The 22,003-nt window shown below is 68.9% G+C and carries 10 protein-coding genes; 5 read left to right on the top strand and 5 right to left on the bottom strand.

From position 1 onward, the window contains the following. Positions 1 to 285: 285 nt before the first annotated feature. The 5 genes from IT371_23660 to IT371_23680 form a co-directional block, all read right to left on the bottom strand. Complete coding sequence (locus IT371_23660) at positions 286 to 3,018, bottom strand: DEAD/DEAH box helicase (protein ID MCC6750675.1); 2,733 nt, start codon at positions 3,016 to 3,018, stop codon at positions 286 to 288. Next, on the bottom strand, positions 3,005 to 10,354 hold the full coding sequence (locus IT371_23665; GenBank protein ID MCC6750676.1) for a hypothetical protein: 7,350 nt from the start codon (positions 10,352 to 10,354) through the stop codon (positions 3,005 to 3,007). Before IT371_23665 ends, IT371_23660 begins: the two co-directional genes overlap by 14 nt. A 55-nt stretch (positions 10,355 to 10,409) precedes the next feature. After that, positions 10,410 to 13,622, bottom strand: coding sequence for a hypothetical protein (locus tag IT371_23670; GenBank protein MCC6750677.1), 3,213 nt, complete (start codon positions 13,620 to 13,622; stop codon positions 10,410 to 10,412). Next, entirely contained in the window at positions 13,619 to 14,410 is a 792-nt protein-coding gene (locus IT371_23675; GenBank protein ID MCC6750678.1) for a hypothetical protein, read from the bottom strand. The genes IT371_23670 and IT371_23675 overlap by 4 nt, the downstream gene beginning before the upstream one ends. 197 nt (positions 14,411 to 14,607) lie before the next feature. Next, entirely contained in the window at positions 14,608 to 16,956 is a 2,349-nt protein-coding gene (locus tag IT371_23680) for a hypothetical protein (protein MCC6750679.1), read from the bottom strand. Between the two features lie 477 nt (positions 16,957 to 17,433). Between IT371_23680 and IT371_23685 the strand changes: the two genes are divergently transcribed. From IT371_23685 to IT371_23705, 5 genes are all read left to right on the top strand, one after another. Beyond that, positions 17,434 to 17,859: a hypothetical protein gene (locus IT371_23685; GenBank protein ID MCC6750680.1), complete on the top strand. Its 426-nt coding sequence runs from the start codon at positions 17,434 to 17,436 to the stop codon at positions 17,857 to 17,859. A 2-nt stretch (positions 17,860 to 17,861) separates the two neighbouring features. Then, positions 17,862 to 18,536 carry a hypothetical protein gene (locus IT371_23690; protein ID MCC6750681.1) on the top strand — a complete coding sequence of 225 codons (675 nt, stop codon included), beginning with the start codon at positions 17,862 to 17,864 and terminating at the stop codon, positions 18,534 to 18,536. Positions 18,537 to 18,616: 80 nt separating this feature from the next. Further along, positions 18,617 to 19,585, top strand: coding sequence for a hypothetical protein (locus IT371_23695; GenBank protein MCC6750682.1), 969 nt, complete (start codon positions 18,617 to 18,619; stop codon positions 19,583 to 19,585). Positions 19,586 to 19,615: 30 nt separating this feature from the next. Further along, complete coding sequence (locus IT371_23700) at positions 19,616 to 19,891, top strand: hypothetical protein (GenBank protein ID MCC6750683.1); 276 nt, start codon at positions 19,616 to 19,618, stop codon at positions 19,889 to 19,891. A gap of 33 nt (positions 19,892 to 19,924) precedes the next feature. After that, complete coding sequence (locus IT371_23705; GenBank protein MCC6750684.1) at positions 19,925 to 21,679, top strand: hypothetical protein; 1,755 nt, start codon at positions 19,925 to 19,927, stop codon at positions 21,677 to 21,679. The last annotated feature ends 324 nt before the right edge of the window (positions 21,680 to 22,003 follow it).

Consider the following 22,003-nt stretch of genomic DNA (forward strand, 5'->3'; position numbering starts at 1 on the left):
TCGTGGGGATTGACAAGCTCCGCCTGCGGCGGGGATGCAGTGGCGAGGGCCAACGGCGCCAACGGGCCACGTGGGTGGGTAGGAAGCGATGCCCAGTGACGGAGGCGATGATCCGACCGTCGCACGGACATGGTGATGGACAAGGTATCGAACCCCACTGAGATGCCTATGAGTGTATCACTCACAAGCCAGACCTGGGAGCCCCTGGAGCGAGGTGCTCGGTGCGGCGGTGGGCACGACTCCAAGGGTCCATCACCGCAAGGGTGTCACGGGATCCCGTCACTGTTACGGCGCTGACCCTGGAGGGTCGGGCTCGATCACCTCCTCGTCGTCAGGCAGCCCAGGGTCGTCGGGGCGCGGGAGGGTGAAGCGCACGACGGCGGCGGTGACGAGCTGGTAGGAGGGCATCACGCCCGGGCCGAGCTCGGCGATGAGCTGTTGCAGGAGGCGCTCGGCCTCGGCGTTGCCGAGGGTAGCGGCCTGCTCGAGGAAGGCGGCGTCGCAGAAGGGGGGCAGGCTCCGCAGGCCGGCGGCGGAGTAGAGCTTGCGCAGCGCGGTCGCGGCCTCGGGCCTCGGGCGGAGCTCGCGGTCGATGAAGACGGTGTCGAAGCTGCGCGTCTCTCGGCCGTCGGGGTGCTTGGCCGCGAGGACGTAGTTGAGCTGCAGGCCCTCGAGGCCGCGGAGCTCGGGGCCCGCGTGGACGGTGCGCTTGGCGAGGAGCCCACCGTGGGCGTAGCTCGTGGTCTGCTCGATGAGCGCGTCGAAGAGCCGGTGTCCGAAGGTGAAGAGCTCGGCTCCCGGGGTGCGCTTGAGCACCTCCCGGTCGAAGGCCAGCAGGTCGTAGCGCGCGGCGATCTTGGGGGAGGTGCGCAGGTGGGGAGGCGTGGCGAGCGAGAAGAGCCCCGGCCTCTGCTCGTCGAGACGGCGGCCACGGAAGTAGGTCTGGGTGAAACCCCGGATGTCCTCGAGGCTGACCTCCGGCTGGTGGCGGTCCCACTCTCCGATGCTGAAGCGGTCGAGCGAGGAGAAGAGGGCCGCCATTCTCTCGGTGGCCTGCTGGGCGCACTTGATGGCCTCGTCGATCTCGCGCTGCGACCGGGCGAGCCCGTCGTCGCTCGTCAAAGCCCGGCGATAGAGCGCGGGCAGGTCGACCTCCGCCTCGAGGGTGCCGAGAATGGACTCGTGAAGATCTTCGGGGTTGTCCTGGACCTCGCGCAGCGCGCGCTCGACGGCGGCGAGCTTCAGGTCCAGGTAGAGGCGCAGCTTGTTCTCGAGAGTCCCCTCGTTGTGCAGGTTGAGGACGAGCACGCGCCGCTTCTGCCCGTAGCGCTCGAGCCGTCCGATGCGTTGCTGCAGGCGCATGGGGTTCCAGGGAAGGTCGTAGTTGAAGAGGAGGTGGCAGTTCTCGTGCAGGTTGAGGCCCTCGCCCCCTGCCTCGGTGCTGATCAGGAAGCCGCCTTTCGTGCGGAGGTCTTCCACGCTGTGACGCTTGGCGTTCAGGCCCATCCCGCCGTGAATCAGCGCGATGTGGGTGTCTGGATAGGTGCCCGCGAGGGAGGCCTGTAGCATCTCTTGTGTGGCGCGATATTCGGTGAAGATGAGCACGCCGCCTTCAAAGTCCGGCTGGCTCCTGAGAGTCGCCACGTGCTCGAGAAAGACGGCGGCCTTGCGTCCGTCGCCCAGTCGACCGGCGCGCTCGACGAGCTCCTTCAGGTAGCGGGCCTCCTCCTCGAAGAACGACGGGTCGAAGAGCTCCTCGAGCTTTTCCTGCTGCTCCCCCTCGAAGCGCGCGTCCTGCTCCTGGGCCTCCTGACGCGGGCGTTGAGGCCGTCGGGCGCCGGTCAGCCCGGCCAGCCGGTTCTGGAGAGCCGAGCGGATGGCGGCGGGGCTGCTCGCGGCGAGCTTGAGGAACGTCGTCATTACGAGGGCCAGGATCCGCTGGCGTCCCTCCTCGAGGCGCTTGGCGGCGCCGTAGGCTACTTTGACGTAGGTCTCGAGAGCCTCGAGGAAGGCCAGCTCGTCGTCGCCCGGCGTGACCTCGACCGAGCGCACGTCGTGCCCCTTGAAGATCGGCTGACCCTGCGCATCCGTGACCTCGGACTTGCGGTTACGGGTCATGACCTCGCGGAGCCTGGGCAGGTTCGCCTCGAGGGACTTGGCCGGATCCTTCTGGGAGAAGAGGTCGGGGCGCAGGAGGTGCAGGAGGAGGGCGAAGCGGGCGTCGTCACCCTGGTGCGGCGTGGCGGTGGCACAGATCAAGATGCGCGTCTTTTCTCGCAGGAGCTCGAGGAGCTGGTAGTTCTGCGTGCGGCGCACGGAGCCGTCCTCTTCGAGGCGGGCGGTGAGCTTGTGGGCCTCGTCGACGATCAGGAGGTCCCAGTCGGTCGTGTTCTCGAGGGCGGGCTTGCGCTTCGGCCGCTTGAGGGCATCGAGGGAGGCGATCACGCGCGGAAAGCGACTCCAGGCGTCGGCCCGCAGGTCGAAGAAGTCCCGGTTGAAGATGTCGAAGTAGATGCCGAAGAGGGCCTCGAGCTGTTCCTGCCACTGCAGCGTGAGCCCGGCGGGGGTGATGATCAGGACGCGTTGCGCCTGCTTGCGGGAGGAAAGCGCCGAGAGCAGGAGGCCAACCTCGACGGTCTTGCCCATCCCGACGTCGTCGGCGAGGAGGTGGTTGGCGTGGGGGGCCGAGAGGATACGGTCGGCGGTCAGCACCTGGTGCGGCAGCATATCGACGCGCGCGGCGGTGAGGGCGGCCGAGCGACTGCTGACCACCTGCAGGAGCGTGGCCATCGTACGCAGGTCGTACTTCCAGGCGGAATCGAAGCGCCCGCGACGGAGGCAGCCGAGCGCGTCGTCGACGGGATCGAGGTCGGCGGCGTCGACGGTCAGGAAGGCTCCGCTCGAGAGCACCTCGACGACAGCCTGCGTTATGCCCGCGATGGTGGAGACGCGCACGACCTTGGCCAGGCCGTCGAAGCGGCGAGCCCGGGAGATGACGGTGGCCTCAGGCGGAAGCATCGATGAGCTCCTCGTCGGCAGGGTGCGAGGACGCGTCCCGTCGTTCGGGACAGGGGAGCGTGCAGGAGGCGTCGGGCCGGGCCGCGCTGCACCGGGAACACCGCGTGCGTTGATAGTGCATGAAGGGGGCGTCGTAGTGGTTTTCGAAGTGGTCGGAGACGCCGGCCTGGGCGACGAGGCTCGCGAGGGACTCGCTGAAGACGTAGTTCTCGTCGTAGCGCGAGAAGGGCCGCTCGGCGTCGTCGAAACGGGGCAGAAGCCCCGTGCGGGCCACGAAGCGGCGCGTGTGCCGGGAGGGATAGTAGGCCGCCTGCTCGAGGACGCGGCGCCGCGTCTCGTCGTGACCCCAGACGCCGAGGCGGAGCATCTCGCGCACGACGTAGAATGCCTGCTTGCCGATGCTCTGCCCGAGGCCCTTGATCTCGGCGCGCTCGCCGGGGAGCTTGCCGCTGCGGAAGAAATCGGCGATCTCGGCGGGCTGGCCGGCAGCGACCTCGTGGAGCCGCTCGACGAAGCCGTGGTTTCGAACCAGGAGCTTGGCCTTCTCGAAGTCGTAGAGCAGACGCCAGTAATAGGTCCAGTCTCGTAGGAATCCTGAGCGGTCGTCGAAATAGGCGTCGAGGCTGGCCTTGACGATCTGGTGGAACGCCGGCGTGCCGTTCGCGTCAAACAGACGATCGAAGTGCCCTTCGCGGGCGAAATGGTGCAGGAACTCGCGCCCCTCGTCAGTCCGGCGACCAGTCTGCATCACCGTGGAGATGGCGAGCAGGCGAAACCAGAGGTGCTGGCCATCCACGTCGTGGAAGCGTTCGAGGACCCCCCTCAGCTCCTCGTTCGTCGGGGCCGGCGAAGCCAGGCCGAGCGCCTCGCCGTAGCTGTTGAGCGTGTAGGCCGCGCGCTCGTGCGGGTGCTCGTCTTTCCACCAGTCGGCGAGTTCTCGGAGGAGGGTGAGTTTCTCGCGGTCTCCCACGGGCGGTCGTTCGGTCGGCGCCGGGGCCGTCGCGGCCTTGAGGGCGTCGGGGAAGAGGGAGATACGCAGCCCCTTGTCCAGGCCCTCCCACACGTCGTCCGGTACGAGGGGCCTGAGGAAGCTGAGCCTGCGAAGCGTGACGTCCGCGAGCTTCACGTCCCCGTGCCCGTAGTCCTTCCACCGCTGGGAGAGGTACTGCAGCAGGGCCACGGCGTGGGCCTCCTTCCTTGTCGCGGCCAGCGCGGCGTCGTGGACCTCGTCATCGGTCAGGAGGTCGGACAGCTCGAGGTGGCCGCGAAGCCAGCCGGCGTTCTCTCCGGTTAACGGCAGCTGGCGGATGTCGATGCTTCGGCCGGGCGCGACAAGGCCAGACAGCTCCTCGACGGGCCACCAGGCGTTGTCGGGGAGGCGGTGCTGGCCGTCCCTCGCGGGGACGCACTCAACCGCCCGCAGGGCGCGCAGAAGGGCGTCGCGTTCTTGGTCACGGTTGGGATCGCGCCGCTCCCGCGCCTCGAGGGGGCGGTAGTAGCCCGCGATGGCCTGCAAGACCTTCCCGGCGGGAAGCTGCGCGGCGGCGCCGTAGAGCCTCCGGACGAGTCGCTCGGCGTCCCAGAGTCCCTGCCGGACCTGAAGGCGGTCGAGCGCCTCGACCGCCGCGTCGTCGAGGAAGTGCACGGTCGGCGCGCCCGCCCAGGCGCTGCGCACGGCTTCGTAGACGCCGATGAGGTGCTTTGGGCCCCGCGCCATCTCTTTCGACGAGACGAGCTGGCCCTGCCGTGTGAGGAACACGCGCTCCTCGGCCTCCAGGAGGTGCGTGAAGGCGGTCCGCAACGGGTCGAGGACGTCATCGGGATCGCCCGGCTGCCGCGGGGCGACGACCAACGTATAGAGGGAGCGCACCGCGGCCGCGTCCTCCCGCCAGTGCCGAAACATCGCCTTCAGGCTGTCCTCGAGCAGCTCGCCGAGGGCGCGGCCGATCTCCCAGTTGCAGGCGAAGGCCGGTCGTTCGCGGCCGATGCGCGCCCGGCCCGCGTCGGTGGCGAAGGCGCCGTGAACGGCGAAGGGGAAACCGTGCGAATCCTCGGTCGGCAGGTAGAGCGCGACGGTGCGCATCGCGAGTGGTAACGGATCGATGCCCTGACCGCTGGTTCGGAGGCGGAAGGCCAGAGCGAAGTCGGCTCGCCGTGCGCCGCCGTGCTCGCCGTAGTCGACGCGCTTCTCGCCGTGGATGACGAGATAGTCGCCGAGCCGAGCCGCGCCCTCGCCCTGATTGGCGCCTGGGTCGGGCGTCTCGAAACCGAGTCGGACCTTCTTCGCGAGGACGGCAGCGCGGCCCGCGAGGGAAAAGTCCTCCGTGTCCCGGGTCAGCGTGACGCGCAAGGCGGATTGTCCGCCCGCCGCTTCGCGCTGGAGGTCCAGGCGCCGCAGGTGCGCGAGGAAGAGGAGGTGCGAGGCCGGAATCGTGACGAGCGCTTCGAGATTGGCTCGGACGGCCTGATAATCGGCCTTGGCGCTTTCGCGTCGACTCGACACCTCGCAGAGAAAGCGCGTTTCCTCCTCGCGCAGACGGCCTGCGTCGCTGTCGTAGAGCTCGTCGAAGTAGTCCTCGAACCACTCCGGCAGAATGAAATGGTCGATGGTGAAGTGGTAGGGGTGGGAGAGGACCCGAACGCGGTGGCAGAGCCGGAAGATCGACTTGAAGCCGAGGCCGAAGCGGCCGATCTCGCCCTGGCCCTGGCGCTTCTCGGAGCCTCCGAGGGAGAGGATGCGCTGCACGTCGGCGCGAGGGGCGCCGGACTCATCCGGCTTGTCGAAGCGGCGTCCGGCGTGGGCGAGCGTGAACCGGTCGGTGGAAAAGACGAGCCGTGCCCACGGAACAGCAGGACGCGCGTCGGCGGCCTGGCTGGCGTAGGCATCCTCCACGTTCTGGAGCAGCTCGCGAAACACGCAGGCGGTGGTGGTGTAGCCGCGCTCGTGGACGAGTGTGCGGCGAAGCTCGTCGAGACGAGCGGCCGTCAGCTCCTTGCGCAGCTTCCCATAGCCCCCCTGGCCGCGGGCCTTCCCCCAGGCCTTGCGAAGCGCGTCGTCGGCCGAGGTCAAGATAAGCTGGCCGAGAAGTAGATCCAGGTTCTCGTCGGCGAGCCTGGCAATCTCCCTCTGGGCCTCCTGGGTCTCCGCCTCTCGCTGCTCTCGTTCGTTCTCCTTCCGCTCGGCGACGCGGTTGTGTTCCTTCAGGGCCTTCCGTTTGCGGTAGGTCGCTGCGTGCTTTGTCGCGAGGTAGCAGTTCCAGACGCCGTCTCGATGCTCGGCGTAGGCGGAGACCTCCTTCGCCATCTTGAGCGGGTCTCCCTCGCCCACCTTCACCGAGAGGTGACGCCTGATGGTCGCGGCGAAGGCAGCCGTTCCCGGCGCCGACGCGAGCTCGGCGTCCGGCGGGAGACGCAGGTCCTCCTCGAGGTTCTCTCGCACGAGCTCGCGGAAGGCCGCGTCGTACTCGGCGGGGTAGCTGGGGGCGAGGGCGAGCTCCTTGGCCTCCGCGATCCCGCCGCCTGGTCCGACGCGGAACCGCTCGTCGTCGACCACGCCGAGGGTGGTGCAGAAGCCGGGCTCGGTGGCGAGGGCGCGGTGGAGGCGGTGTACATGCCGCTTGGCATCGGCGAGGATCTTGGGCACGAGCGGGTGGGCTCCGCGCAGGATGCCCAGCTCGGCGGCCTCGAGGGTGTCGGCATGGGTCAGCACGACGCGCTCGTGGGCGGCGAACCAGGGGCGACGCGGGTCGGCGGCCTGCAGCACGCGCGTGGCGGCGAGGGCAGCGTGGACCTCGAGCTCGGAGAGGCGTCTCGGCTCGTTGCCGCTCGGCCGGCGGCCCAGGGCTCGGAGAAGTCGCAGAGACAGGTCGGTGTCGCTGGGCAACGCCAGGCGATTGTCCACGACATCCAGCTCGGGGACGCGGAAGGCCGCCTCCAGGAAGCGCCGTATGGCCTCGTCGGGTTCGACGATCACCTCGACGCTGCTGCCGAAGAGGGGCGTCACCACGTCTCCCACCCGAGCGTCACGGACGGAGGCCGAGCGGCGATCCTCCGAGGTCGCCGGCTGAAGCCAGGTAGTGGAGCAGTCGGTGCGTACGAAGGGGCGCACGAGCTCGACTCGGCCTTCCGCGCGCAGGGCCTCGAAGGCGGCCTGCACGTCGGGGTTCTCGGCCCAGAGGGTGCCCAGGTCCTCCCAGGCTGCGCGTCCGTCTGCGGAGCTCCGTCGACTGGCGGAGAGACGGTGCTCGAGAAGGCTTCGGAGCTGCGCCTCGTTGGGCTGTCGTGACAAGACGAGCAGCGACGCCTTCTCGAGCTCGCCTAGCTCCTCGAGGTGCTTGCGCCAGGTCGCGCCGAGGTCCACGCGTGGGAGATCCGATTCCGCGAGCGCCCGGTTGAGGCCCCGGTCATTGGTGGCGGGACCTACCAGGGCGTCAAGAGGACGCAGAAGCTCGGTGCTGCCGGTGGCGGGAATCCAGGCCGCGCTCGTCAGAGCCGTGAGAACCTCCGAGGCACGTGAGCCTCGTTCGTGCCAGCGCCGTCGGGCGAGGGCGGCGAGGTAGCCAACGAGGGCCCAGGCCTCCGAGTCGCTGGAAACTTGCTGCGCGGCGCGGGCGAGGTGCGAGGTTTCGGGCTCGAACTCGCGGGGGAGTCCAAGTCCACGCTCGAACCGTTCGGCCAGGGCGTCCGCCGTGCGCCCCGTGCCTCCGGCATAGTGCTCGAGGTCGATGCCCTGGGCCTCGGGGAGCAGGCGGCGCAGGACCGAGGCCGGCAATGGCGCCGGGAAGGCCGACACGGCCAGCTCGTTGGCTGGCCTCCATTCCGTGGGCCCGGCGACCTTCAGCCGTGTGGCGCCCGCGAGCTCGGCGCGGAGGGTCGTACGTCGATCTTTGGGCTGACGATCGAAGAGATCGATCAGCCAGTCGACCAGCTTGGGCGATGGTGCTGGCAATCCCTCAAGGGCCTCGAGGACGAGGGCTGCCGGCGGCGTCCCGTTCTGGGCCTGGCGGACGAGGTCTCGAAGGAGCTCTCGCACTTCACGAGGGTAGGCTTGCTCGTCCAGGCAAGGGACGTGGTCGCGGAGCTCGGGGTGGTAGTCGTTCAGGAGCTCGTCGAGCGAGAGATCATCCAGGGAGACCTTCTTGCCGGTGGGGCCCTCCTTCGTCTTGCCCAGCACCTTGAGGCCGTTCCGCATGCGTGTTCGTTCCACCCCTCCGAGTGGATTACCGGAGACGGCGAGGCTCAACAGCCGGAGCAGGAGGAGCTCGCGGTCCGGTTGAGGAGGCGCCTCGACGTCTACAAACTCGGCGATCGCGTCCCTACGGAACTGCTGGTCGTGGATCGTGCTGCTGCCTGAGGCCCACTGCTCGACGTGCGGATCCAGGATCGGCATCGCCGGCCAGAGCGCGAGCACGAGGTCCCGCTCCTGCCGCTCACTTTCCCACCTGCGTGCCGCCTTCGGTGAGACGAGGCGCCGCGCGTCCAACGCGGTCGGCAGAAACTCCACCTGCTCGAGCTGGCGTTCGATGCCCTGCACGCGGAAGTGACGGCGGAGCTCGAAGAGCGGGCCGTACCAGTCGAGCCCCCGCTGGTTGCGCTCGAGCACTGCCGGCTCCTGGCTCAGGAAGCGCTGAAGATGATGAGGCGCCAGGCGCTCTGCCTTCACGCTCTCGAGGAGGAGATGAAGATGGCGTGCGCCAAGGTCCAGGTCCTCCCGATCCCTTGCCGCGTCACGAACGACTTTCACGGGCACATCTGGCGATGCATCGCTCAAGAACCACCGGGCCGGGCCGCCGTCGGCGACCTTCACGAAGGCGTCAAAGGCCGCTGCGTCGGCTGCGACGAGGACGTGCTCCGGAGTGGCGAGCGTGCCGTCGTGGGCTGGAAGGAAGGGTTCTCGATCCCGGAAGGCCAGCGCCGCTTGTCGCAAGGAGGAAAGAAGCTCGCTTCCCTCGTTGGCGTAGGGGAGCAGGCGATGGAGGGTTTGTTGGAGACCGGTGCCGGCGCCGTGGCCGAGCCAGGCGAGGAGCTGTCCAAGGCCCACTTCCAGGCTCGCGATGAGCTCGCGGTTGAAGCTGTCCGGCGACAGATCGGCGCGGTTGTCCACGAGGTTGAAGGGGGCGTTGACGAGCAGGTTCAGGCCGAGCCGCGCGTTGCTGACGGGCAGGAATGCGAAGACCCTGCCGCCGAGCGCCTGTGCGGGATTGACGAAGCCCAGCTCGGTCCCGTTAGCCGAAAGGCGGGCGGCAATGGTCCAAGAGACCTCTCGAGGCAGCCGGCTCCGGGCCCAGGGATCGAGGTCGGTGAACCGAACGGCGTCGACGGGCACCGCGGTGGACTGCAAGAGGAGCCACTCCTCATGCGGCGCCTCTCCGCAGCGCACGACGAGGCGTTGCAGCCGACCGACGCCCGGGAGCTCTTCCAGGGATTCGGGAACCTCCTTCTCGTAGACGACCTCCCGAAGGGGCTTTCCGGGTCGCTCTTCGACGAGGCGCAGCCGGGTCACGTTGCGCAGGAAGAGAAAGACGTTCGAGGGGACGAGCCGCTCGAGATTCGTGGCGTTCCAGTCGGTCCGGTCGAGGCTTTCTCGGAGCGGCAGCCGGAAGAACGAACCACGCACGCTGGACGCGGTGTCGGCGGAGCCCTCATTCGTCAACGAGGGGAGCGGCTCGGGGAGGATGTAGCCCACGCGGCGGTGATGATCTATCTCCGAGGCCGTGGAGACCTGTCCGGAGATGTCGAACGACGCGCGGTCCATCAATGCGCGGTGGTAGGCCTCGTCGAGCCCGCCCGGCTCGAAGAACCGGAACCCGAAGCGAACCTTCTTCTCCAGGTCGAAGGTGTGGATCTCCGGCCTTGCCGAGACGCGAAACACCGTCTTGAAGCCCATGCCGAACTTCCCGATGGTGGATGCATCGCCCTTGTCCGACTCGAGGAAGGAGCAGATGGCGTAGAGATTGTCGTGGGTGAAGGCACGGCCGTTATTGAAGACCTGCACCTCGTCGGCGAGGAAACGGAAGGTTACGGAAGTGGCGCCCGCATCGTCGGCATTCTGGAGGAACTCGCTCACGAACTGTGGTCGTTCCGGATGCGCGTCCTTGTAGCGAGAAAGGACCTCGAAGGCGTTCGGCTTGTAGTAGTACGCGTACCGGTAGAGGAGCTCGATGAGCGCCGGCTCGGGAAGCTGCTCGATGAGCTTTCGGGCCTGGTCTGCTGCGGGTTCTCCCGCGGGAATCGGAAGGCCCGTCTCCCGCAGAGCCGCCTCGAGCCGGATGCGCCAGTTACGACGTGGCCGGAAGAGCGCCTGGCAGAACTCGTCGAACGGCTTCAGCGTGTCCATGGAACCCCCATTTCATGGTGTGTCTGACGTCTCTCGGGCCGGGGATCCGGCTCCGTCAATCCACCTCCCCATCCGCGCGTGGGGGGCCCTGCGCCTCGGCTTGGAGGCGGGAGGCGAAGGGGAGGCTGTCAGGGGGGACGGTGGGCATAAGGGCCTCGAGGGTGCGGAGGACTTGGGTGTGCTCGGGGGTCAGGGCGAGGGCGGAGGTGGCCCAGGCCAGGATGCGCAGGATGCCGAGCGCGGGCCAGTAGCCGCGGGTTCTGGCGAAGGCGAAGGCCTCGAGGGCCTCGCCGAGGGCGTCGTGATAGGCGGCGCGGGCGCGGGAGGGATCGGGCGCGGTGGCGAGGGTGGCGGCACCGTCGATGGTGGCGCTTGAAGCGGGTGCTTCGGCGGCGAGGGCCTCCGCGATGTGGAGGCGCGCGCGTTCGTAGTGCCAGTACATGAGCGTGCTGGCGTAGTAGGGCCCGCTGTAGCGGCGGGTGTGCTGGTCGAGCTCAGCGCGGGAGAGCTCGAGGGAGGCGGCGGCCTCGCGGAGCTGGCCGAGGGCGCGCTGGGCCCGGGCGAGATAGAGCCGCGAGCGACCGACTTCGTGAGGGTGGGCCTGGGCGTGCTCGGCGAGGGCCTTTTCGAAGAGAGAGCGCGCACGCTCGGGCTCGCGTTGATGGAGCCACGCCAGGCCCTGAGAGCCGTAGACGCGGCCGAGGGCCAGGCGCTCGTCGCCGGTGTCGAGCTGGGGCACGAGGCGATCGAGCTCCTCGGAGAGGGCGCGGGCGCGAGGCCAGTCCTCGCGATCGGTGGCGCTGCCGAGCTCGAGCACGCGCAGCATGGCCTCGAGCCACGGGGCGGGCCTTGGTCGCGCGGCGAGGGAACGTACCTGGGCGTCGGCCTCGGCCATGCACCCGGCGTGCAGGTACGAGAGGGTCGCGGCGCCGCGGGCCTCGTCGAGGAGCGCGGAATCGACGCCCGGCTCGCCTTCGAGGCTGCCCACGAGGAGCACGATCTCGTCAGCGAGTACCTGCCAGGGCCCGCGTCCGTCGCTCGTCTGATGGTGCGAGAGCTCCTGGTCGCGGGCGTGGTCGAGGAACTCGCGGAGGCGCGCCTTGCGCTGCGAGATCGAGCCGAGGTCCGAGGGCGGCGCGACGGTGGCGAGCGACAGCCCGGCGACGCGCAGGGCCTCCTCGAGGGTCGAGACGGGCTCGGTGGGCACGAGGTCCCCGGCCTCGGCCACCTGGCTTGCGGCAAGAAGGAGACGGCGCGAGGGCGAAGCGCTCGCTCCGACGACGGAGGCGAGGAGCCAGTGCGGCGAGGCAGGCGCGCTCGCGGCGAACGCGGCTGCCTTGTGCGCGACGCCCGCGACGGGGAGGATCTGTGCGCCGCCGGTTCCCGACGGACGGAGCGCTCCCGTGGCAGCGAGGCCCGCGGGCAGGGCGGTGCCGCTCCAGAGCGAGGCGAAGGCCAGGGCCGCGGGGAGGCCGAGGGATTCCCCGTCCACGGCGAGGGGCGCGCCTTGCGCGTCGAGGAGCTCGAGCTCGTGGTCCTCCAGCGGGTAGGGGGGCAGCCGCGAGGGGCAGAGGCGGCTCGCCGCGAGGAACGCCTCGTGGAGCGCGGCCCAGGCCTGCGCCCGCAGATCGTCGTGTCCACGCCAGAGGCCCCGCGCGGAGCCGGGGGCATGACGCAGCCGTAGCAACGCGACGCGGCCGAGCTGGGCTTCCTCGTCGACGAGCAGCGCGGTGATCTCGCCGGGGGCGCGTGCTGTATATGGGGCAAGGTACGATCTCCCAGCAAAGGACCCAAGCAAGCCCCCAATCGCGGCCCCAGCCCCAAGCAGGGCGCCCCGCGCGCTCGCGGCGGCGAGGGGCAGCGGGGCCGGCGCGAACAGCTCGCGCAGACGGCTCGCGAGCTGCTCGAGCCACGTGGGCGCGGGCGTCACCAGGCCCTTGTCCACGGCGCCCTGCCAGGCGGTCGCGAGCAAGGGATCGAGCGCCGGAGCGGGTCCCATGACGCGCGAGGCGCGTGCATGGGCGTCGGCCACTGCGCTCCAGATGGGCCAGATCGGGTCGAGCGGTGTCAGATCATCCTGCTCGAGCCGGAGCCGCGCTGCCTCGGCGAGCGCCGCGAACCGCGCCGGCTCGCAGGCAATGAGCGCCTCGAGCTCCTCGAGTCGGCTTCGCACCGCGCGAGCTGCGGCTGCCGGAAGATGAGGCAGGAGCGCTGCCTGGTGCTCAGCCGCGAGGACAACCTCACCGAGCTCGAGCCGCAACACGGTCGGATCCTCGTCGCCCACGGGCAAGGCAGGGAGCTCACCGAGCGCGTGCGCGGCCAGCTGGCCAACGGCGCTGCCACGTTCTTTCAACAGGGCCCGAGTCGCTTCGAGGAGCGCCTCCACCCCGGAGTCGGAGGCTTCATCGAAGGAGCGGTCAAGCCGCTGAAAGGTCTCGAGGAGGGTGGCGGCAAAGGCCGCATCATCGGTATCGCCGGTCTCCAGGGCGGCGCGCGTGTAGGCGAGCGCCCGCCTGAAGGCTTCCATCTCAGCAGGTTCCATGGTCTCGGCTCTGCGGGTCGTGCCGCGTTCATCCGAGGGAAAGACGGCCGAAAGTGCGGAATCTGACACCCGGGCGTCGTCATGCTCCAGTGCCTCGCGACGCAACAGGCGATACTCGCCGGTCTTGACCCGCGTTCGAATGCGACCGACACATCTCTCCTCGAAAAGCTGGTTTCGCTTGCCGGAATCCGTCGGCGGCAGCATTCCGCCGGTCGGCCGAAAGGCCGAGACCATGCGCCACTTCTCGCCGATCGGTTGGACGACGAGGATGATGCCGCCCGTGAGCTGCCCGACCACGCTCCCGCTGTCCTGGCACACGTCCATCGCCCAGCTCGCGTCGGCCGCAGTTGTCTCGGCGAAAGCGCGCACCACGCAGGCGTGGTAGCCATCGATCGCCCTGCCCATGATCGACAGGTAGGGAAGCTGCCACCATCGCGAGTGGCGAGATAACTGGTCATCGAACACTGCGTCCGCGGGACAGTGCCAGGGCGTCTGCGTCAGACATTTCTCAGATCCGAACTCCTTCTCCAGGCAGCGCAGGAGCTCCTCTCGTAGGGCTGGCGGCGTCAGGCGTGTATTGCCATCGGGGGCGACGACGTCCTCCCAGCATTCGAGAGGGTTCAGGTAGTGCTTGCCGGCGTGCGGGATGCCGCGGTGGTCGCCGATCCGCCCGGCGGATGGCTTGACGATGAGGTCACCGGCCCGCGGGAAGCGGATCTTGCTCATCGCTCCCCTCCACCTGCCACGCTCACTCGTTTGCGTGCTCGCTCCGTGGCGCGCTGACGCTGCTTGTAGAGCCAGTTTCTCGCGGAAATGAAGGACGCTTCGTCCCAGCTCGCGTCGTCGATCACGCCTGGAGGTCCGCGCAGGATGAAGACCAGTCGTCGCGTCCGTTCGCCCTTGGTCAGCCCATGGTTCGCGACGCGCGCGCGCCAGTCGTCGAGCATTGTCCAGGTCTCGTCGCTGGACCGACTCAGACGGTCACTAGACTCAGGGGAGCTCTCCTCGACGGCTGCTCTGATGTCCTCTCTCGAGATAGTTTCCGGGGCGCCGACGCAAAGCAGCACGAGCCTGCCGGTGGCCGTAATGGGCAGGTCTCGAAGGCAATCGGTACCGCTGGCGGGGCCAACCGTGTGTGCCTCGTCGCTCGACTCAGGAGCTGGCCCTCCGTCGCGGAGCGTCGCACGCTCTCCCTTGGTGAGCTGCGCCTGCTCTCGTCCCCAGTCGAGCAGTAGATGGCGCCAGGTGCGTGCGAAGTAGCCGAGTCCCTTGGGGCCGTCGCTCAGGGCCTTCGACAGCCAGCCTCGCACGAGCCGCTCGTGCAGCGCGAGGCACGCCCACTGGAAAGCGTCCCTTCGTTCTTCATCAGTGAGGAGGTGCCGCGACCCCTGGGTCCATTTCAGAAGCGTGTGCTGCGCGACACGGAACCAGCGTTCGAGGCCCGCCCGCTGCGCTCTGGCATCGTCCGGCCAGGGGTGCACGAGCGCCAGGTGCTCCTCGCTGAATGGCTCCATGAGGAATCGCCCTCCGGCCTCGGCCGCGTCGTCGCCCGACTCCGATGGTCCGAGCCGAACGCCCGCCCATCGCATACCACAGATCTTGGGTGTTGTGGGTACGATCGCGCCGTTTGATCGGGTGCGGTAGAGGTTCCGCCGAGCGACTGGGACTCAGGTCGTCGCACGCCGACAGGACTGCGGCGCGACGCACGGCCTCAGTTTTCCCCTTTCAGCGTCGGCACCACGCCGAGGTCCCAGGTCAGGACCTGGCCGCAGGCGTCGCAGCGAAAGCCGGAGAGCTCGCCGCCGCAGCAACGGCAGGTTATCTGGTAGCCGGCACGCAGTCGCTTGGCGTGAAGCGTGAGGTCGAGCGGCCTTGTGTGGTCACAGCAGAAGATGTACGGGCGCAGATCGGCGCCGCAGCGGCAACGGAGATCGAGCGGCCAGGGACGGGCGGTGGGCTCGAGGAGGCGCGTGAGGCTGCGCAGCTGGTCGCGCCAGTTTCGCTTGGGCTTGCGGGGGCGGTTGGCGACCTCGTCCGAATCGGTCGGTGGGTCGCCGAGCTCGTGGGCCACGGCGCGCGCGCTGAGCTGCTCCTCGACCTCGCGTGCGGCCGCGTCGACCATCGTCTCGAGGGTCAGGCCCCGGATGGTCGTCACGCGCAGGATGTCCGTGAGCAGCTCCCGGAGGTGGTCCCGATCGCGTCCGCTCGCCAGACATCGTGACACCAGGAAATGAATCGCCAGGGCCATGGTCCATTCGGCCGCGGAGAGGGCGGCCGTGACCGCAGCCTCGACCATCGCGTGCTCGCGCGTACCGGGGCGCTTGATCGCCGCGAGCCAGCCACGAAGGATCTCAGGCTCGAGGGGCACGGCCACGGAAGGAGAGGGGCGACCGCGCCGGAGGTAGTAATGGCAGAGGCCCTGTCCGAAGAAGAACACATCGCGCACGAGACTCTCGATCTCCAGGTCGCGCGGGGGGGTGGCCTCTTGCAGCCGTTGTTCGGCCCAGAACAGAATGGAATGCCGTTCCTCCTCCAGCAGCGAAGCCACGGCGTCCGAGCCCCACATGCAGAGCTGAGCGCCCACCGTGCCTCTGAGGAGCTGCAGGTCGCGGAGCGCGGGTCCGGGCACGGCATCCAGGAGCTTGACGGCGCTCTGGGCCTGCTCGAGCGCCATCTGGGTTGCTTCGTCGGACGCATGGCCCGCGAGCGACTCGGCGCGGGCGAGCAACACGCGTGCAGTGGAGACGTCGTCTCGTCCTGTGGCGAGCACCGCGCGCCTGGCGGCGATCTTGGCGGCTCCCTCGGGATCTGCGTCCTCGGGGACCAGGTGCGCCGCGCGAGCGAGCGAGGTCTCTGCCTCATCCCAGCGTTGGGCCGCCATCTCCCACTGCCCGCGCACGAAGTGGTGCAGCGCGTCCGACGCGGTGGCGCCCGGGTCCAGGGCTGCGAGCTCATCGAGATGGTCGAGCGCGCGCACCGGGTCGCGCTCGGACTCGACGAGCAGGGAGAAGACCTTCACCTGGGCGGGTCGATTTTGCGTGACGCGGAAGCAGACAACCGCCGCCGAGGCGTAGCGGAGCAGCTCGCAGGCCCCGGCGCGGGTTCGTGGCTCCCGGTCGAGGCGATCCATGGCGAGCAGCATCAAGTTCCCAAGGGCGTTGCCGCACTCGGGAATGGTCCCGGCGAGCTGGAAATGGCGCAGCGCCGCGGTCTGCGCCTCGAAGGCGGCTTCGGGAGACCGCCCGCGAAGATGACAGCCGCGGAGTAGGGCGATTTCTCCGGACGTCAGCGCGTCATCCTGCTCAGCAACGCAGTGCTCGGCTTCGGTCAAGAGCCGAGCCGCGTCGTCATCGCAGCCTGCGGCGTGGTGCGCGAAGGCCAGGGCCGCGAGGAATCGACCGCTCGCGCGACGAGGAACCGACGCAAGCAGCGGTTCGGCCTTGCGTCCGACGCGCAGAGCGTCTGCGTTTCGCCTCTCGTCGGTGAGCGCGCGGCAGCGGAGGCGCGCGGCGTCTACTTGCTGCTCCAAGGTGTGAAGAAGGTCCCGAGCATCGGTGAGGAGGGCCAGCGTCTCGGCCGGTCGTCCCGCGTGCCGCAGGGCTGCGGCGCGGTAGAGCGCGAGGTGCGCCTGGTCCGAGGGGGACAGGCCGACCGAGGGCTGCGCGAGGATGACCTCGAGGTCCCCGGCCCGCAGGCAGCGCTCGAGCCAGCTTTCCAGAGACTCGTCTGGTCCGCGGGGCTCGGCGCCGGCCAGGGCCAGGTCCGCGAACGGGATCATCACGACCTCGGAACCGGCTTGCACCGGGAGGAGCCGGCGACGGTTGCAGCGCTGCCAGGCCGGGTGCTCGACGGGCACAATGTGGCCAACGGTGCCAGCCGCTCGCCCGTTCACCGAGCCGAGGAGCTGGACCCGGCAGTCACAGAGCCATCGGATTACCGGATCGTCCGCAAGCGGACCATGAAGATCGAAGCGGTCCTCGAGGTCGGCGAGCGACGGGCAGGTCTCGCGTGCCACCCTGGGCAAAGCGCGCACGGCGTCGAGGGAGTCGGGATTCATCATCGAGGACCTCCTCGGGCGCGGACTTCCTCTACCGGAAAGCCCGCGTGGATCGCTCTCATGGGTCGTCGGCAAGCAGACGTCTACCCGCCGCGAATCTGACAGCGTGACCCCGACCCCTCCTTGGCGCTTTTCGCGGAGCGCCTTCGCACCGCGCCGGCTATCCCCGGTCGATTGACCGAGAGCAAGCCCCCCACGACCGCCGAGAGGCCGACGCGGCCCTGTCAGATTCGTTCCGACCGGACGTCTGCTGGGTACGAACTTCGAGCTGCCCTGAGAGGGGCGAGGAGGTCTCCCGATGTTTATTGCCCCGTGGCTCTTGGATGCGCTCCTTCTGCTCTTCCTGGCGTGCCTGTTCTCCTGCTGATTGCGCTAGACGCGTCGCCGGTAGCTCTGTCGCCTGACGAGCTGCCCCGGAGCACCTTCTCGATGCGGCGCTGACTCGCTGGATACGCTGACTCGCTGGAAGGAGGTCTGTTGATGCTGAGGCAGGTGCTGGACGTGGCGCGCGACCCGGTGAGGCTGGCGCGCTACCTCGGACGTCTCGTGAGTGATCCCCGCGTCCCCACCGGGGCGAAGGTCGGCCTCTTCGGGTCGGCGGTCTATCTATGGATCGACGGCGACCTGATCTCGGACACGCTCAGCCTCATTCCCGGGCTTGGCTACGTGGACGATCTGGCGCTGATCGTGCACGGCGTGCGAGGGCTCGTGGCTGCCGCGGGGCCGGAGCTGGCGGTGGAGCTGTGGCCGGGGGACGAGGCCTCGTTCCGCCGCACGATGCTGGCGGTGGTGTGGATCGACGATCAACTCTACGGCCGGGCGCGGGCGCTCGTGCGGGCGTTGCTCGGCCGTCTCATCGGGACTGTCCCGAGTGCGCGTCCGCCCGCGTCCGTACAGGGGGCGTAAGGATGATGACACCTGGATTCGTCGTCCTCCGCGTCCTGACCAGCCTGACCCTCGTGGTGTTCGCCGGCTGCATGGCCCCTTGGTTCGAGCCGGGTCCGGCGATGGGTCCCTGGCCCGGCGGGCCGCGCACACCCATGGCAGCGGCTGCTCCGTTGCGAACAGCGCCGCCCGAGCCGTGCAGGAACGAGGGTCCTGGCCCTGCCTCCATCGGAACCCACAACATCTTCGAACGCCATCAGCTGCGCACCTCGGAGACGCTCGAGCGCGACGCCGAGTTGATTCAGGCGGCCATGCTGCTCGCGGCCTCCGTGGAGCGCTGTCCCAATGTTCGGCTCATACTCCGGCCCGCGCTGCCCGGAAGGGGCCAGCTCTGGGAAAACCACAATCGACTATGGGACCACGTTTACCACCTGAGCGTCTGTGGACGGCCGCACGTCTATCGTTGGACCGGGTTTGCCGACGGCCGCCATCATTTCCGTCAGGAGACCGGCCTCTGGAGGGACGGCTACATCCCCCGGGTCGCCGGAGACGGGGACGGCCCGGTCTATCCACCGTTGCAGATGCCAGGCCCCGCTCGTGAACGTTGGGAGCAGCATCGCCGGCATGTCGCGGAGGAGAACGAGCGAGCGTTCCTTGAGCGGCGCCAGGCAGCGATCACGGCGGGTGGCAGCCCGTAGCCCGGCAAGCCGTTTTCAGCAGGGTGTCAGACCGAGCAGGGACGATCGCGTCTGAAGAGGTACCGAGCCGGGAGGCATCCATGGATCCACGACTGGAGGAGTTCGTGAGCCGCACGCGGGCCGAACGCACCGCTCCGCTGCGCACGGTGGACGATCTGCGGCAATGGCGCCCCGCGCCCAAGGACTGGCTCGACGCGGCGGTGCTCGGCGGCACTCGGGTGGCGGAGATCCTGCTGGGTCGCGTGACGGACGCCGATCTGGAACCGCAGGTGGTCGAAGCCTTCCACACCGAATATCCGCACCTGGGATCGCTCACCGAGCGCCTCCAGAGCCTGTCGGGCGACGACGACGCTCTGCGCGGTCTGGTCAGCGGCGTGAAGGGCAAGCTCTTCGAGCTGCGCTACGTGGAGCAGCTGAACGCGGGCGGCCTCCCCGAGGGCTTTCACGCCGAGCTGGCGGAGTCCCCCACCCAACCGGGATGGGACGTGGCGATCCGCGGGCCCGACGGGGAGATCACCGAGCTGCTGCAGCTCAAGGCCACCGCGGACCTCGACTACGTGCGCGGCGCGCTCGAGCGCCATCCCGAAATCGACGTCGTGGCGCCGCATGAGCTCGTGGAAGGAGCCGACGTCTCGCACGACGTGGCGGACCATCTCATCGACAGCAAGATCGCGCTGGCCGACCTGCACGACACGGTTGGGGACGCGGTGGACGCCGCCGGGGCGGCAGCGGGGCTCGACGTGGTGCCCGAGCTGGCTCTGGCGTTCATCGCGGGCCAGGCGGTGTTCGAGCTCGCGCGGAGGAGCAGGCCAGCCGAGGCGGTGCTGCAGGATGCGGCGAGCCGGGGCGGCAAAGCAATGATCGCCGCAGGCGTTGGAGGAGTGCTCACGTGGCTGGCCGGTCCCTGGGTGGGCGTCCCGGCCACCGTGGGCACGCGGCTCCTGCTGCGACGGCGGGATGTGATGGCAAGCTACGGAAAGGCGGCCGAGGTGCGTCTGGAGCGCATCCGCGCCCTGGCACTCCGAATGGAACAGGCGGGGGCTCGATAGGCGAGGACGACGAACGTCAAGGAGACCTCCATGGGGCTTTTCGACGGAATATCGGGCAAAGACACGCTGCAAAAGATGGAGCGGACGGCCGCCGAGCTGGAGGCGGTCTATGTGGCCATGGCGACGCATGTGATCGAGCTGCGAGAGCAGCACGCGGATCTTCTCCGCCAGCACCGGGCGCTGAGCCACGAGGTGGCGCAGCTCCGGTTAGAGCGACAGGGCCGAGGGCTCCGCTGGCTTTGGGTGGGTTCCATTGCGAGCGGGGCCGTGGCGATCGGCGCAGTGCTCTACGCCGTGCTAACGTGAGCCGCCATGAGCGGTAGCGGCGAGGAGGAGCGCATGCGGTTCGAGCCGAGAACCACGACGTCCCCCTGGACTGTGCTCGAGGCTGAAGTGGCCGCGTGCGCGGGTCTCACCGGCGAAGCGTTGCTCAACCAGCTTCGCGAGCTTCGCGCTGAGGCGGAAGAGGACCCCGAAGGGGCCGTGGAACGCCTCAGCGAGCTCGGGCATGGCCTGCGCGATGCAGGCTGGGACGTGGAACGCGTGCGAGACGTGCTACGTCAGCGCATTGCGGCCTGGGTCGAGGTGTCCTGCTCGCGGCTGGAGACCCACACCAATCAGAAGTTCGAGGAAGCCATCAAGGCGATAGACCGGGATCTGGACGAGGAGGTCGGGTACGGAACGCAGTTCGGGGAGATGTACGGCAACTCGAAGCGCGCCGTCTCCTCCTGGTGGGACAAACGGGCGATTCGTAGCGGAGTGGCGCGGTTCTTCGATGAACGGCTGGACGACCCGAATGCCCGGCGGTTTCTGGAAGAGCTCGTGGACAAGCGACGGAGTCTCGAGCAGGAGCAGGGCCTCGTGCGCGCGCGCCGCAAGAGCGCCGAGAGCACGGCGGAACGCGATCGATTGGACCGGGACATCGCGTCTCTGAGGAACTCGGTCGCCGAGGTCCAGACGGAGGTCCAGGCTATTCGCAAGCAAGGCCTGGCACGCATGACCGAGCTGGAGCGACGAGGTTTCTTCCAGATGGACGCGCAGGAAAGGATCGAGGTCTTGCGCCGCTTCGATCCGACGCTCATCCCGACCTTCAGAGAGCGTGGTTGGCTCGGTGCCGACGACCAGGCACCGGACGGCAGGGCAGAGGGGCTCTTGGGGCGGCTTCTCGAAGGACATTTCGGCGAGAGCGCCTTGACCGACTTTCGCGTGTTCTTTCAGGCCGAAGACGACCGGGCGTTTGCCGAGTACTGGAGCGCGGTCTTGCGAGACGTAGCGATCAAGCGCCGTGCCCTGCGTCGCTTCGACTTCGGTGCGACGGCTCGACCAGAGGCCGCTCCGGCTCCCCAGGCCGTGGTCGCGATCGCCGCAGTGGCGATGCCTCTCGCCGCCGCCGGCGTTCTGGCAGCCGGGTGGCACACCGTTCCTTGGGCACTGTTGCATTTGGGGGCACCTCTCGCGCTCGTGGGCGCCCCCGTGGCCGTGTGGGCGGTGGTCACCGGCAAGGAAAAGACGCGAGAAGCTCTCAGCCGTGAAGCACGGGTGTTCGCCGAGCGGTGGCGCACGACGCAGCTACGGTGGGTACACGAGGCGTATCGCCATCACGCGACCGAGGCTGCCGGACAGTTCGTCGATGATGCTACCGCCAAGATGCTGGTCGCAGATGTTGGGGCAACATCGATAGCGCATCTGGGGAGGCTACTCGACGCGATCGATTCGCTCTGTGCGCACCTGGCTCCTCGAGAGGCTGTGGACGCCGCGCGATGGTCCGATCTGGCGCAGCAGGCACTCGACGCTCAGCAGCCGTTTGCTGCGGCCGCGCTGTGCGTCTCCGCGTACGAGAGCGTCGTTCACGCGTGGCTCGACCGCCTGGGCAGGAGCCGGAGCGGGCTGATGGAAGGGATGTCACAGAGCCTGGCGCAGATCGCGGCGGACGAGAGAGCGCCCACCGATGCCATCTCACGGCTCAGGCGCCTTCGACCCCTACGCAATCGCTGGGCTCATGGAATGAGAGACCTCGTGGGTCTCTCGCCGTCCGAGGTGGCGCACCGAGTCAGGAAGTTTCTGCTCGAGCTCGAGCTCGCGTCCCCTCGGTAGCGCTGACCATGTCGACAGATGGCGCCTTTCCGATGGGTCGGCGTGTCGGTAGACCCGGTGCGTGGGCACTGCGGCAGAAGCGCAACGATCCGGCGTACGGTGCGTCACGCCTGCTGCAGCTCGGCTCGGCCCAGGCTGGTTCGCGCGCCTCTGCGGAGGTCCGCGTCGAGCCACTTCACGAGGCCGACGGGAGCGCAGCGACGATCGCGATGCCATGCTCGGCCGGAGCGGTAGCACTTCGCTCTTGGACGGGGCCGCGCGCAGGAGATGCTCCGACGGGTGGGCTGGTGGCGCGCCGCCGGCACACCGGCCGCGGAGGACGGC

This window comes from Deltaproteobacteria bacterium (assembly GCA_020848905.1).
GTDB lineage: Bacteria > Myxococcota_A > Polyangia.

Coding starts and splice junctions, on each gene's coding strand:
- IT371_23705 (MCC6750684.1), top strand. CDS start 19,925: ATGCGGTTCGAGCCGAGAACCACGACGTCCCCCTGGACTGTGCTCGAG.
- IT371_23690 (MCC6750681.1), top strand. CDS start 17,862: ATGATGACACCTGGATTCGTCGTCCTCCGCGTCCTGACCAGCCTGACC.
- IT371_23665 (MCC6750676.1), bottom strand. CDS start 10,354: ATGGACACGCTGAAGCCGTTCGACGAGTTCTGCCAGGCGCTCTTCCGG.
- IT371_23695 (MCC6750682.1), top strand. CDS start 18,617: ATGGATCCACGACTGGAGGAGTTCGTGAGCCGCACGCGGGCCGAACGC.
- IT371_23680 (MCC6750679.1), bottom strand. CDS start 16,956: ATGATGAATCCCGACTCCCTCGACGCCGTGCGCGCTTTGCCCAGGGTG.
- IT371_23660 (MCC6750675.1), bottom strand. CDS start 3,018: ATGCTTCCGCCTGAGGCCACCGTCATCTCCCGGGCTCGCCGCTTCGAC.
- IT371_23685 (MCC6750680.1), top strand. CDS start 17,434: ATGCTGAGGCAGGTGCTGGACGTGGCGCGCGACCCGGTGAGGCTGGCG.
- IT371_23675 (MCC6750678.1), bottom strand. CDS start 14,410: ATGGAGCCATTCAGCGAGGAGCACCTGGCGCTCGTGCACCCCTGGCCG.
- IT371_23670 (MCC6750677.1), bottom strand. CDS start 13,622: ATGAGCAAGATCCGCTTCCCGCGGGCCGGTGACCTCATCGTCAAGCCA.
- IT371_23700 (MCC6750683.1), top strand. CDS start 19,616: ATGGGGCTTTTCGACGGAATATCGGGCAAAGACACGCTGCAAAAGATG.